This window comes from Marinicauda salina (assembly GCF_003122085.1).
Classification (GTDB): Bacteria; Pseudomonadota; Alphaproteobacteria; order Caulobacterales; family Maricaulaceae; genus Maricicauda_A; species Maricicauda_A salina.
The window spans coordinates 25,840-39,580 of sequence record NZ_QEXV01000002.1 but is presented as its reverse complement, the minus strand read 5'-3'; the positions used below and the strand labels follow the sequence as shown (position 1 = coordinate 39,580).

At 69.7% G+C, this 13,741-nt stretch carries 9 protein-coding genes; 4 read left to right on the top strand and 5 right to left on the bottom strand.

What is annotated here, in order from left to right; genetic code table 11:
• Positions 1–179: 179 nt before the first annotated feature.
• The 4 genes from DDZ18_RS04885 to DDZ18_RS04865 form a co-directional block, all read right to left on the bottom strand.
• Complete coding sequence (locus DDZ18_RS04885; RefSeq protein ID WP_158272078.1) at positions 180–1,757, bottom strand: hypothetical protein; 1,578 nt, start codon at positions 1,755–1,757, stop codon at positions 180–182.
• Between the two features lie 187 nt (positions 1,758–1,944).
• Positions 1,945–2,928, bottom strand: a complete 984-nt coding sequence (locus DDZ18_RS04875) for a hypothetical protein (protein WP_109252267.1) — start codon at positions 2,926–2,928, stop codon at positions 1,945–1,947.
• Positions 2,921–3,523: a hypothetical protein gene (locus DDZ18_RS04870; RefSeq protein WP_109252266.1), complete on the bottom strand. Its 603-nt coding sequence runs from the start codon at positions 3,521–3,523 to the stop codon at positions 2,921–2,923. The genes DDZ18_RS04875 and DDZ18_RS04870 overlap by 8 nt, the downstream gene beginning before the upstream one ends.
• An 84-nt stretch (positions 3,524–3,607) precedes the next feature.
• Entirely contained in the window at positions 3,608–4,261 is a 654-nt protein-coding gene (locus tag DDZ18_RS04865) for a hypothetical protein (protein WP_109252265.1), read from the bottom strand.
• Between the two features lie 249 nt (positions 4,262–4,510).
• On the opposite strand from DDZ18_RS04865, the gene DDZ18_RS04860 reads away from it, so the two are divergent.
• The 4 genes from DDZ18_RS04860 to DDZ18_RS04845 all read left to right on the top strand — a co-directional run bounded on the left by DDZ18_RS04860 (position 4,511) and on the right by DDZ18_RS04845 (position 12,221).
• Positions 4,511–6,916: an outer membrane beta-barrel protein gene (locus DDZ18_RS04860; protein ID WP_158272077.1), complete on the top strand. Its 2,406-nt coding sequence runs from the start codon at positions 4,511–4,513 to the stop codon at positions 6,914–6,916.
• A 192-nt stretch (positions 6,917–7,108) separates the two neighbouring features.
• The gene (locus tag DDZ18_RS04855) at positions 7,109–8,368 is read left to right on the top strand and encodes a hypothetical protein (protein WP_146190611.1); all 1,260 of its coding nucleotides are present in this window, start codon (positions 7,109–7,111) and stop codon (positions 8,366–8,368) included.
• Between the two features lie 74 nt (positions 8,369–8,442).
• Positions 8,443–8,793 (top strand): hypothetical protein, encoded by a 351-nt coding sequence (locus DDZ18_RS04850; protein ID WP_109252262.1) that lies wholly within the window; start codon positions 8,443–8,445, stop codon positions 8,791–8,793.
• Positions 8,794–8,936: 143 nt separating this feature from the next.
• On the top strand, positions 8,937–12,221 hold the full coding sequence (locus DDZ18_RS04845; protein ID WP_109252261.1) for an amidohydrolase family protein: 3,285 nt from the start codon (positions 8,937–8,939) through the stop codon (positions 12,219–12,221).
• Between the two features lie 390 nt (positions 12,222–12,611).
• Here DDZ18_RS04845 and DDZ18_RS04840 read toward each other — a convergent pair whose 3' ends face one another.
• On the bottom strand, positions 12,612–13,487 hold the full coding sequence (locus tag DDZ18_RS04840) for a hypothetical protein (RefSeq protein WP_109252260.1): 876 nt from the start codon (positions 13,485–13,487) through the stop codon (positions 12,612–12,614).
• Positions 13,488–13,741 lie beyond the last annotated feature (254 nt).

Below are 13,741 nucleotides of genomic sequence, written 5' to 3'. Positions count from 1 at the left end.
GGACGCGTCGCCCGCCGGCAGGAGGCGCGGCGTCTCCGGCTGCGGCGCGGGAGACCGACCCGCCCCTGCGCCCGCGTCAATGACGCGCGGCGCCGGCTGTTCGGCGCCTCCCGGGGCCTCGCCGTCGCGTCCGGGCCCGCAGGCCGTGAACGCACCCGGGCGATGACTCGCGGCCGCCTTCAGTTCTCGATGAAGCGGCTTTCCGGGCTGCGGAAATGGAGGGCCTCGAGACCTTCCACCGCCTCGAAGCTGGCTTCAATCGGCAGCGCGTCGACGACCTCGCCGGTATCCGTGCGCAGCGCGCGGACATCGGCGTCGATCCGCCCCGAAACGCGATCGTCCGCGCCGGATTCGATCGTCACGCCGCCGTCGACGAAGCCCATCACGACATACGTGACGCCGTCCCGTTCGACGACGCCGAACGCCTGGAACCGCTCCGCGCGCTCGGCGAGCGCCTGCGCGTCCATCGCCTCCAGCTCCGCCGAGTCGCGCACCGCCGGCGCGACATCGTAGTCGCCCGGCTCGGGCGCGCCATTGACCGGACGCATGACGACGACAAGGCCGTGATCCTCGCCGGGGCCGCCGCCGGCGATCGCTGCGGCGAAATCGCCGGCGCCGGTGGTCTTGTAGCCCGCGCGGCCGGCGTCGAATTCGATGTCGGCCGGCGCGCCGAAACCGAGACTCGCGCCGCCTTCGTCCGAAATGGCGTCGTCATCGGAGAGCATTTCGGCGATGAAGAGGGGACCGGCGACCGCGTTGAACAGCGGCTCCGGCACGACCGGCGCGTCGTCCAGCGACTCCAGGGCGAACGGCTCGGTCTCCTGAAGATCGGAAAGCTCTATCACGACCGGGTCGGGCGGATCGCCGAAGCCGTCAGGCGCGGGCTGTTCGGTGCGCACCACCGCGCCGAGTTCGCCCATGCGCGGCTCGAGCTCGGCGATCACGGCGCGATCGATCAGGCTCTTGCCGCTGCCCGACAGGGCGTAGCCGAACGGCAGGCCGGGATAGAGCTGCAGCGGCGAGTACGGCAGTTCATCGGAGAACCAGACGTCCTGCGCGTGCTCGACGGTCCGCGATCCGGTCTCCGCGCCGTCGGCGTCGAACGTGGTCAGCGTATACTGCGCTTCGACGACATAGTGATCGGCCTCGAGGCCGGCCACGGTCATGTCGCGATCGCCGCGCGTGATCTCGGCTGAGATGTCGCTCGCCGCCCAGCTTTCCTGCCCGCCATGGTCGGCCGGGTCGTAGCGTTCGGCGGCGGGATAATCGTCGACATAGCGGGCGCCGCGCTCGAGCGGGTCCGGCGTCATCACCTCAAGCATGTCCAGATTATGCTTCGACAGGCGTCCCTGCGTGCGCGGACCGGCGAACCGGTATCTCTGAACGCTGATGCTGAGCCGCGCGTCCGAATCCGGCGCCAGAGGCGACTCCTCGCTCGCATCGTGCTGATGGGCCGCCGACAGACCCTCGGCGTTGTGACGCACCGTCACGGCCAGGTTCCGGAACGGCGTGTCGAAGCGATAGGCGACCGACTGCGCCATCGCAGGTTCGGCGGTGGAGGTCGGCGCTTCGGCGTCGGCGCTCTGCGATGAGGCCGAGGTTGAGGCCGAGGCCGAGGCCGGGGCCGGGGCGGAGGTCGAGGCGGATCCGGCGCCGCCTTGTGCGGCCGCACTCTCCGTCGCCTCGCCGGCGTCGTCCCCGGCTTCCGGCTGGGCGCAGGCGACGCTGGCGCCGCCGAGCAGGGCGGACGTAATCATGAAGATCGACGCGCGCATACAGGACCTCCGATACAGAAACGATGAAAAAGGACGAGAATCGCCGGCACCCTAGCGCGAGCCTCACCATCAGTGTCAATGTTTCGGGCTGGGGTTCTCTTGCGTTTTTCTATGGATGCATGAGCAGGGACTGCCCACGTGTTTGGCCGCCTCTGCTGTATACTTTATGTCATTCGTTCAGACCCGGCTTTTCTTCGCGGGACCCGGGCGCGTCGCGCAAGGCCTCGCAGACCGCGTCGAGCGTGCGTTCCCAGTTGGCCGGCGCGCCCGCTTCGCCGAGATAGCCCGACGCCCCGGCGTGACGGACGCCGTCGAAGACGATCCGCCGGAGCCGGCCCGACCGGCGCGCCTCGTTCCAGGCCGAGCCGACCGCGCTCGGCCAGCGCCCCGGACAGCCGGCGGCGGCCATGCGCGGCAGGCCGTCGCGCGCGCCAACGATGTGATCGATGCGCCGGAGCCGGGCGAGCCCGTCGGGCGAGGCCATCACCCCGCCGAGCGCGATGAGGTCGATCGGTCCGTCGAGCTGCGCGTCGAGATAGTCCGCCGCCCCGGCGGCCATCTGGGCCCCGCCGCTATAGCCGATCAGGGTCACCGCCGCGCCGGAGCCGGGCTCCCATCCCGCGCCGTGCAGCGCGTCGAGGATCACCTCGGCGACGGCCGTGTTGAAGACCGGGCCGTAGCGGCGGTCGGCCGAGACCAGCATCTGGAAGAAATTGCGCGCATTGACGAGATGATCGAGCAGGAGCGGCCGGGCGGCCTCCGGCGCGGCGCGGAGCGCGCGCCACATCCAGCGGAAGACGCCCGGATTGTGCAGCAGCGGCTCGCCGGTCACCGCGTAGGGAAAGAGATCGCGCACAAGCACCGCCTCGCCGCAGGTCTCGCCGAGCGCGTCGAGGAAGCGCCGCTCGCGATCGGTGTGGCTGTCGCCGTCGAGCGTGTTCACCCCGCCGAGATAGACGATGAAGCGCGGCGCGCCCGGCCGCGTCGGCGCCGGCGGCTCGCCCCTCTTGTGGACAGGCCGCACCCGCCAGGGCCGGTCGTCCTCGGGCCGGCCCGCCCACCAGGCCAGCGTCGCCAGCGGCGCGGTCACGCTCGCGATCAGGAAGGCCGCGAGCCCCGCAACGAGGATCCAGCCGAGCGCGCCGTCAAACATGGGGCCGCCTCCGCGCCGTGATCACGCCGAGGCGGCGCGCCGCCGGCCCCAGCACCAGCCCCGCGACGCGACGCGTCGACAGGCTCACGGCCCAGCCGGCCGCCGCACAGGCGAGCACCGCCCAGAGCGCGCCGTCGACGACGACCCACAGCCCGAGCGCCACGCACGTCATCATCCAGGCGTCGAGCGCGCGGTTCACGAATTCCCCGTAATAGGGCGCGATGGTGAGCAGGCTCAGCACGCGCGGGGCGTAGCTAACCGCCACCACGCCGAGGATCGCCGCGTCCGGCGGCGGGCCGGGCCGGGCCGCAGCCAGCAGCGCATAGGTCGCCGCGCCCCAAACCACCGCGCCGGCCACATAGACGAGCCCGGTCGTGACGAGACTGGCGGCGGCCTGGGCCCGGCTCACCCGGCGGGCGGCGAGCACATAGGCCTGGCCGAGCAGTTCGGAGGCGCCGGCCAGGAAGGGCAGCGCCAGCACGGTGAGCGCCGCGGCCCGGTTCGCCGAGGCGCGCTCGAACGCCGCCGGGTCGAGCGCGGCGGCGGCCAGCGCCAGGTCGATCAGCTCGACGGGATATCGCAGCCAGTCCGGCATGGGCGGCTCGAGACTCGGAGCGGATTTCGAGCCTCAAGCTGACCACAGGCGCGTCGCGATTCCGAGGCCTCGGCGCGGCGACGATCAGCCGTCGAAGTCGACGCCCATTTCGCGGGCGCGGTCGCGCAGCTGCTCGTGAAATTCCTCGCGGATGCGATCCCGCTCCTGCTCCGTCGCTGCGTCCCGCATGCGCTGGTGGAAGGCGAGCCGATCCTGCTCGGTCGTGAGCTGCATAAGCATGTAGCGGGTGCGCGCCTGCTGGGAATCGCCGTCCGGGCCGAACGCGCCGCCGACGCCGAAGTCGCGGGTGCGCTGCAGGATCAGCGCCTGATGCTCCGCCCGGACCTGCGCGCGATCCTCGGCCGATCCGGCCTGGTTCATCTGCTGGCGGAAAGCCTGGCGCTCCTGCGCGGTGAGAAGCCCGAGACCGCTGAGCTGCTGCTGGACGGACTCCACATGAATGCGATCGCGGTCGCGATCCCGCTCCTGGTCTCCAGCCTGATCGCGGTCGCGATCCCGATCCATGTCCCGGTCGCGATCCATGTCGGGATCGACATCACGATCCTGCGTGCGGTCGCGGTCGGGGACGGAGGCGGGGGGCTGGGGCGTGGTCTGCGTCGGCGGGCGCTGCCCGCTGCCGCCGCCGCGCTGCGCGAGCGCGTCCGACGCGCCGACGCCGACCATCAGCGCGGCCAGGGCCGCGCCGGCGAGTATCCTGAACCCGACAAGCTGTCGCATCTCTTCTCTCCAGTGCTGCTCGCATCGCCGCGCTTCCGAGCGTCGTTGCGGCTTGCAAGAGATCACCCTTGGGAAGAGATCCGCATTGATCCGCCTCAACCCGGCGGCGCGAAGCGCAGTCCGGAATGTCGCAGCCAGGTTTTGATCGAGATCAAAAACCGCTCTCCGTGCTGTCGTTACCGTCCGCCTCAACGGAGCGTCATGAAGATTCGCGATGCAGTCCGCGCTCCCGAGGGGTCAATCGGAATGATGAAAAGCAGGACAACGCTCGGCTTCGCGTTGGTTCTCGGCTTGTCGAGCGCGGCCGAGGCGCAGCAGGCCGCAGACGAAACGAGCGAATCCGACCGCGCCGCGCCGTGGCGCTTCGACGCCGCCCTCGCCGTCAGCGAGACCTACACGGATAACGTTTTCATCACGACGAACCAGCGCATCGACGACCTGGTGACCGTGGTCGAACCCTCCGCAGAGCTCCGCTTTCGGGGCGCGCGCCACGAGGCGTCGCTGACCGCCGGCGCCGACATCGCCCGGTATCGCGATAATCCCGACGAGGATTACGACGACTACCGCCTGGCCCTCGACGGGCGTTTCGCCGCCAGCGACCGGCTGATCGCGTTCGGCGGGGCCGAGCATGTCTGGAGCCACGAGAACCGCCAGTCGCCCGAGGACGTCAATGGCGAGACGCCCACAGAGTACACGCGCGCGAACCTGTTCGGCGGCGTGCTGGCGCGCATCGACGGTTACGCGGCGCGCGCCGGCGTGAACTACATCGAGACCGACTTCGACGACGTCGCCGCGGCGGGCGGCGGCCTGATCAACAATGACGACCGAGACGGATCCCGGCTTGAGGTCGGTCTGCGCGTCGGCCGCAGCGGTTCGGGCGAGATCCGGCCGTTCGTGCAGGCGACCTATGACGAGCGCGCCTACGACTCGCCGGTCGACGACTTCGGGTTCCATCGCGACTCCGCGGGGTTTCACGCCGCTGCAGGCGTCGAGGCGCAGCTCGCTCAGGCGCTGACCGCCGAGGTCTTTGTCGGGATGATCGCCCAGAACTACGACGACCCGGCCTTCGACGACGTCGAGGCGCTCGATTTCGGCGTCGACATCGACTGGCGCTACGCCCCCAACGGCCTCATCTCCGCCTCGGCCGGCCGTAGCCTGCAAGAGACCACCCTGCCCGGCGCCCCCGGATATCTCAGCACCCATGTCGGCGCGAGTTTCAGCCGGCGCGTGGTCGACCGGCTGACGCTGACAGCTCATCTCCGGCACACCGAGAACGACTACCAGCAGAGCGCGCGCACCGACCGGCTGCTCAACTCGGGCGTCGGGGCGCGTTATTTCGCCACGCCGCGCGTCTTCGTCGGCGCCGGCTACAGCTTCGTTCAGCGCAACTCGAACACGGCCGGCGCGGACTTCACCGAGAACCGGATCCTGGCGCGGATCGGCGCCCAGACCGGCCCCGCCTTCGATCGCGCCGAGGCGCCCGCCGGGGGCGTCGCAGAACCCGCGGGCGCCTATCTCGGCCTGCAAGCGGGAAGCGGCGATCTGGTCACCAACCTCACCGGTCCGCGGGGCACAGGCACGAACACCGCCGATTTCGGCGCCGAAGGCGCGGTCTACGGCGCCTTCGCCGGCTACGGGGCACGCATCGGCGAAGCGCTCTATGCGGGCGTGGAGGTCGACGTCGAGGACGGCGATATCGCCTGGGACCATCTGGGCGGACGGACGTTCGGGGTGCGCATGGACGACGCGGTCGCCGCGTCGGTCCGGCTCGGCCACGCCGCCGGGAATGGAGCGCTGGCCTATGGCCGCTTCGGCGTGATCAACGCCAGCATCCGCACGCCCTACAACCGCAACGACACGACGGTCCTCAGGGAAGAGCGCGACACGGGCCTGGTCTATGGCGGCGGCCTGGAATTCCCCGTCTCCGGCCGGATGTTCGGTCGGCTCGACTACAGCTACGCGACCTTCGAGGACTACTCGATCGTCTTCGACGACACCGACGACAATTTCGCCAACACGCGCACGCTGGCCCGGGTGGGGCTCGGCTACCGTTTCGGCGCGCCGCACGCCAGCGACGCCGAGCCGGTGGAATTCGGCGGCCCGTATCTCGGCCTCTACGCCGGCCACGGAACGGTGATCAGCGACAACGAGGGTCCGCGCCGAACCTTCGATCTCAGCGTCGAGCGCGCCGGCCACGGGGCGTCGGCCGGCGCCTATGCGGGATACGGGCGCACGTTCGGGCCGGTTTACCTGGGCGCCGAGATCGAGGCCGGCGCGGCGTCGGCCAGCTGGAATATCGAGCGCGATCCCCAAGGAAGGATCTACTCGGTCCAGGCCGGCGAGACTCTCGCCGCAGGCGTTCGGGCCGGCGCGGTCATCCATCCCGGCGTGCTCGCCTATCTCCGCGCCGACGCCGTCGAGACGCAATTCCGGACCGACTTCGAAACCGACGCCGCCACCGTCGCCCAGGATGACCGCGAGACCGGCCTCAGGCTCGGCGCCGGCGTGGAGACCTCGCTCGGCGGCGCCTGGCGGCTGCGCGCGGAATACACGCGCACCGATTACGGAACCTATGTCGTCACGCCGGGAGAGAAGTCCGACAGCTTCGAGAACCGCGCGAACCTGTTCCGGTTCGGGCTCGGCTACCGTTTCTAATCAGGGCGCAGGCAGCGGCGTTATGTCGCCCGCGCCAAGCTGCAACCGGTTGCAGGAAATTGATCCTGCTCAATTCGCATCTCCCTTCTCCGTGTCAGGAGTTTCATGAACGTGGCGTCCCCTTCGCGTGCGCATAGGCGCCGGCAGGGAACGGACTCCACGCCCTTCGGGTCTGTTTTGGAGGATACCATCATGACCTCACTTCGTTCCGTCTTGCTTAGCGGCGGCGCAGCCATCGGCCTCGCCTTCGGGGCGTTCAGCCTCGCCGCCCCCGCCGCCTCGGCCTTCCAAGGCCACGAGGGCGGCCAGTCCGGCGGCCATGAAACCGATCATACCGACCACGCCGACGGCGACGATCATCAGTCCGGCGGTCAGGGTCAGCAAGGCGGCCGGGACGAGCGGCCCGGCGCAGGCGGCCCGCAAGGCGGACAGGGCGGACGTTCGCTCGAATCGATCTTCCGCGACGTCACCGGCGCCGACGAGGATTCCGACCGGCCGGACTGGGCCGGTCAGCCCGGCGGGCAGTCCGGCTCGGGCGGCGGACAGCCGGAAGGCCGCGGCGGGCAGCCGGAGAACCCCGGCGGCGGACAGCCCGGCGGCGCCGGATCGTCGGGCCAGGGCGACCTGTTCGGCGATCTCTGGATCATCCTGCGCGACGAGAACGGCGTGCCGATCCTGACCGACGAGGGCTGGGTTCAGCCGATCGACTCCGAAGGCGAGCTCATCGCGCTCGACGAGGAAGGCCATCCCGTCGACGAGACCCTGACGCAGGAAGTCGAGATGGGCCGGCTCAATGTCGGCCGGGCGCCGAACTCGGTGCTCGACCGCCGGGCCGAGGAGGTCATCAACCTTCTTCAGGATGCGACCGAGCTCAGCACCGACGCCGCCGGAAGGCTGGTGATCACCGATAGCGACGGTGAAGCGCACACCATCGATTCGCCGCTGGAGAACCTGGCGATCTATGTCGCCCTGCTCACCCAGGGCTCGATCACCGGCGTCGGCGACCTTCCCGGCGACGCGTTCGACTATCTCACGGACGGCGTCCTCACCGCGGAAGACCTCGCCGCAAGCGCGTCCTTCCTCGCCGCCGCGACGGACAAGACGGGCGCGTTCACCAGCGACGAAGTCGCCTACATCAACGCCTTCCTCGACATCAACACGGTGACCGAAGGCGACAACGTCACCTACTCGGTGATCGACTACTCGAACTTCACGTACGACCGCTCCGACGCCTATGAGGGCGTCGAGGTCAACGTCCTCGTCCAGCAGGACGACGGCACGTGGACGGTCGAGAGCGTCGACATCTACGAGACGGTGTTCGGCGACGTGGACGCTGAAGCCGCGGGCACGCTCGACGCCTACACGCAGGCGGCCGACGACGCGCGCGCCGTCATCAACTTCCTGCACGAGTACGAGGTGCCGGTCAGCACGCTCGGCGAGGCCACGAACTAGCCGATCGAGATGGGGCGCCGCCGGCGACGGCGGCGTCCCGGACCGGCCGGCGGTCCGCCCAAGGGAGGTCCGCAATGAGACTGAAGAGCCTGACGATCCTCGGGACGGCCGCCGCGGCGCTCGTTCTGGTGAGCGCGTGCAATCACTATGGCTACGGGCCCGGCCCCGCCGGGCATGCGAGCGTGGTCTACATTGACCGGGAGCCGCCGCCGCCGCGGAGCTATACGCGCCCGTCCCGACCCTCCACCACGGCTATCTGGATCGACGGATACTGGAACTGGACGGGCGTGCGCTTCATCTGGGTCGACGGCTACTGGGAACGCAATCCGCCGCCGGGCCGCGTCTGGGCCCCCGGCGGTTGGGTCCACACCCATCGCGGCTGGTACCGTCAGCACGGACGCTGGGTCGAGCGGCGCGGGCGTTAGGCGCTTCGGGGCCGCAATCTCTCCCCTTCACGGCTCCGCCCGGGCCGGCGTCCGCAAGGTCGCCGGCCCGATTGTGCTGCGCCGCGCCCGGCCCTAGGCTCCGCTCCGGGGACCGCCATCACGACCCGGGAGGGGAATTCCATATGTCGCGCCTGTTCGCCGCTCTGAGCCTGACCACCTGCCTGACCGCAGCGCCCGCCTTCGCGCTGCAGGAGGGGGACGCCGCCGAATCCGAACCCGTTCGCGAGGCCGCGCCGATCACCGGCGAAGGCGCTCATGACGAGGCCGCCTCCGAGGAGACCGACGGCTGGGACGTCAGCGATCCCCCGGTCGAGCGCCGCGAGATCACCATCGACGTCGACGAAGGCACCTGGATGAGCCTGGACGTCAGCCCGGACGGCGAGACCATCGCCTTCGACCTGCTCGGCGACATCTACACCATGCCGATCGAGGGCGGCGCGGCGACGCCGATTGCCTCGGGCATGGCCTGGGAGATCCAGCCGCGCTTCTCGCCCGACGGCTCGCAGATCGCCTTCACCAGCGATCGCGGCGGCGGCGACAATGTCTGGGTGATGGATGTCGACGGCGAGAACGCCCGGCAGGTCACGGACGAAAGCTTCCGCCTGCTCAACAACCCGACCTGGAGCCCGGACGGAAACTACATCGCCGCGCGCAAGCACTTCACCACCTCGCGCTCGGCGGGCACCGGCGAGATCTGGCTCTATCACGTCGACGGCGGAAACGGCGTCGCGCTCGTCGAACGGCCCAACGAGAACTATCAGAAGGAACAGGGCGAGCCGATCTTCTCCCCCGACGGCGAGCGCATCTACTACACGCGCTCGGTGAGCCCCGGGAACACCTTCATCTACGCCGAGGACTCCAACACCGACCTGTTCAATATCCGCAGCTACGAGCTCGCCACCGGCGAGGTCGAGACGGTGGTCTCCGGCGAAGGCGGCGCGGTGCGCCCCGCCCCCTCCCCCGACGGGCGGTATCTCGCCTTCGTGCGGCGCGAACGCACGCAGACGACGCTCTATCTCAAGGACGTGCGCACCGGCGAGGAGCGCCGGATCTACGACGACCTCGACCGCGACAACCAGGAAACCTGGGGCGTCATGGGCATGTACCCGAACATGGACTGGACGCCCGACAGCGCCTCCATCGTGTTCTGGGCCGATGGCGGCGTCCGCCGCATCGACGTCGCCAGCGGCGAGGTCGAGACCATCCCCTTCCGCGTGACGGACACCCGCGAGATCGTCGACCCGATCCGCCCGCAGGTCGACGTCGCGCCGGAGACCGTGGAGACGCGCATCCCGCGCTTCGCCAGCGTCTCGCCCGACGGCGACGAGGTCGTGTTCGAGGCCTTCGGCCGGCTGTGGATCAAGTCGCTGCCCGACGGCGAGGCGCGTCCGCTGACGCGGAACGGCGAGGATCGCCGCGAGCTGTTCCCGAGCTGGTCCCCCGACGGGCGGACCCTCGCCTTCGTGACCTGGACCGATGACGATCTGGGCGCGATCCGCACCATCCGCGCCAATGGCCGCGGCGAGCGGACGATCACGGGCGAACCGGGCCACTATCGCCGGCCGCGCTTCTCGCCCGACGGCGAGACGATCGTCTTCGAGAAGGGCTCGGGCGGATTCCTCACCGCGCCTGAGTGGTCGCAGGACACCGGGATCTTCGTCGTCGACGCCGACGGCGGAGAGATGCGCGAGGTGATCGACGGCGGAGGCCGGCCGCACTTCGCCGACGCGAACGACCGCGTCTACTTCACCCGCGGCGGCTCCGCGCGCCAGCTCGTCAGCGTCAATCTCGACGGCCTCGACGAGCGCGTCCACGCCAGCTCCGAGCTCGTGCGCTATTACGAGGTTTCTCCGAGCGGCGACCACGTCGCCTTCCACGAGAACTACGACACCTACGTGATGCCGCTCCTGCCCGGTCCGCAGGCGCTGGCCGCGGGCAAGAGCGCGAACGCCGTGCCGGTGACCGAGGCGTCAGGAAACGGCTCGCACTATGTCCACTGGTCGCATGACGGCGCGCAGGTGAACTGGTCGCTCGGCCCGACGCTCTACTCGGCCCGGCTCGACGAGCTCATGACCGACCCGACGCTCGGCGAAGACGCCGAGGGCTTCACCCCGCCCGAGGCCGGCGTCTCGCTTGCGGTCTCGACCGAGGCCGACGTCCCAAGCGGCGTCACCGTGCTGTCCGGCGGCCGCATCCTCACCATGGCGGGCGACGGCGACGGGATCATCGACGACGGCGTCATCGTCATCGAGAACAACCGCATCGTCGAGGTCGCCGAACGCGAGGGCTTCGAGGCGCCCGAGGGCGCGCGCGTCGTCGACGTGTCCGGCCACACCATCACGCCGGGCTTCATCGACGCCCACGCCCACGGCGCCCAGGGCGTCGACGACCTGATCCCCGAGCAGAACTGGTCGGCGATCGCCCATCTCGCGCTCGGCGTGACGACGATCTTCGATCCGTCCAACGACGCCAGCCAGATCTTCGCCGCCGCCGAGTATCAGCGCGCCGGTCTCCTGCTCGGCCCGCGCATGTTCTCCACCGGCGAGGTCGTCTACGGCGCGCAGGCGCCCGGCTTCTTCGCCGACATCCAGAGCTATGACGACGCCGCCGAGCACGTCTTCCGGCTGGCGAACCAGGGCGCGCACGCGATCAAGAACTACAACCAGCCGCGCCGGAACCAGCGCCAGCAGGTCGTCGCCGCCTCGCAGGAGGCCGGCGTCATGGTCGTCGCCGAAGGCGGGGCGAACTACCACATGGACATGTCGATGGTCGCCGACGGCAACACCACCATCGAGCACAACCTGCCCACCGGCATGATCTACGAGGACGTGCTGTCGATGTTCGAGCAGTCGGACGTGGGCTACACGCCGACGATCACGGTGACCTATGGCGGGCTGGCCGGCGATCCCTACTGGCGCCAGGCCACCGACGTGTGGCTGCACCCGATCCTGTCGCGGCACGTGCCGCCGCGCCAGCTGCAGGCCCGCTCGGTGCGCCGGACCACCGCGCCGGAGGAGGACTTCGTCGACGACGACAACGCCCGCACCGCGCGCATGCTCGCCGAGCGCGGCGTGCCGGTCTCCATCGGCGCGCACGGCCAGGAGGAGGGCCTCGCCTCGCACTGGGAGATCTGGTCCTTCGTCCGCGGCGGCATGAGCGAGATGGCCGCGCTGCGCACGGCGACCGCCGAGCCGGCCCGCAGCCTCGGCTTCGACGAGAGCCTCGGAACGCTCGAGCCGGGCAAGCTCGCCGACCTGGTGGTGATGCGCGAGGATCCGCTCGAAGACATCCGCAACACCGAGACGATCGAATACGTCATGCTCAACGGACGGCTCTACGATCCCGCGACCATGAACGAGGTCGTCACCGGCGACGCCGAACGCGCGCCCTATTTCTGGGAGGATTGAGGCGGACGCCTCCCCTCGCCCCGCCCCTCTCTCCTCCCGCGGGGAGAGGGGCGGCGGCGCGGCCGTGTGCGAGCAATCGCCCGGTCTCTCAACGCACGCGACCGGATTCCTCTCCCCCTTGAAGGGGGAGAGGCGAAGGTGAGAGGGTGCGTGTTCGCCGATCAGACGGCCCGCCCCCTCCCCTCATCTCACTTCTCCCCTCAAGGAGGGGAGAAGGGACGCTGACGGCGCGCCTCGTTCTTCAACGTCGGCGCCAGGCGCGGATCCCGGAAGCCTGTATTCCCCATCGCCCCAGCGCCCCCTCTCCCCCGACTCGGGGGAGAGGGTCGGGGTGAGGGGGCGAGCGAAGGCGGGAGCCCCGGAGGCCCGCGCATGGGCGGGAGGTCCCGATCAATCCACCCGCCACGCTTCCAGGAGCGCAAGCGCCTCGGCCCGGTGGGTGCGCCACTGATCAAGCTGGTCATGCGGGAATGACAGCGCCGTCCGAACATGCGGCTCCGCCATGAAGCTCAATGTGCAGAGACCATAATGACGAGACTCGCCGTCAGGCTCGGTACGATCGGCGCGGCGCGCCGGACAACCGATCATGATGGCTTCGCCGTCGCCTGTGTAGCCAACCCAGCGCTGGTCGTTGGCGTCGAACCGACTCTCCGCCTCGAGCAGAGTGAGGCCGATCGCACGCTCGCCTGAGATTTCGTATCCGTCATCGTCGCTGGTCAACAGCCGGTCGATCTGAGTCCGGAGGCTATCGAGCGTGTGCTCGCCGGTGATCCCGATCTGGTGCACCGACTGGACGACCTCGTTCACTGCTTGAACCTGGCTCTGATAGCGGCCGTCCTGGAATGTCACGAAGAAGCTCGTGCGGAACGTGCGAATCTCGCCATCCGCGATCTCCGCCATCAGGGGCGGGTTCCCTGGGTCGAAATATTCCGAGGGCACGATGTAGCGCGCCACGACCGTTTCCGAGGGGTCCCAGTCCGGATTGGTGAACAGCGTCACCTCCACGGGAAAGCTCTGTCTGGCGAGATGGCGGAGCGCTCGGATCTCGTTGTCGAACGGCGGCGTATCGAGCGCTTCGGTGGTTTCGGTGCAGGGCACGCGCCGGCGGATCACCCGCACACGACCGCTCTCGCCGGGCTGTACGCCCGGCGTGTAAACGCGATCGATCTCGATGCAGGCGTCATCCGGGTCGCCAGACCGCGCCAGACCGGCCTCGCCGCACCCCGCGAGCATCACCGCCAGACAGGCGGCTCTCCAAACGCGCATCTCGCCCCTCCCCGTTTGCATAGGCGAGCATGCGTTTTGGATGAGACATGCGCAACTTCTGCGTATGTCTCGGCGGCGCGCTCACCCACCGGGCTTGCCGCGAAGGCGGGAGGCCTGAGTCCCTGAGATGTCGTCTTCGGCGGCGGCAACCGGAATGTCATCGCCGGGCTCGTCCCGGCGATCCAGTCTCGACGCCGCATGCGGATGCGTCTGGATGGCCGGAACAAGTCCGGCCATGACAGCCGGGAGAGACT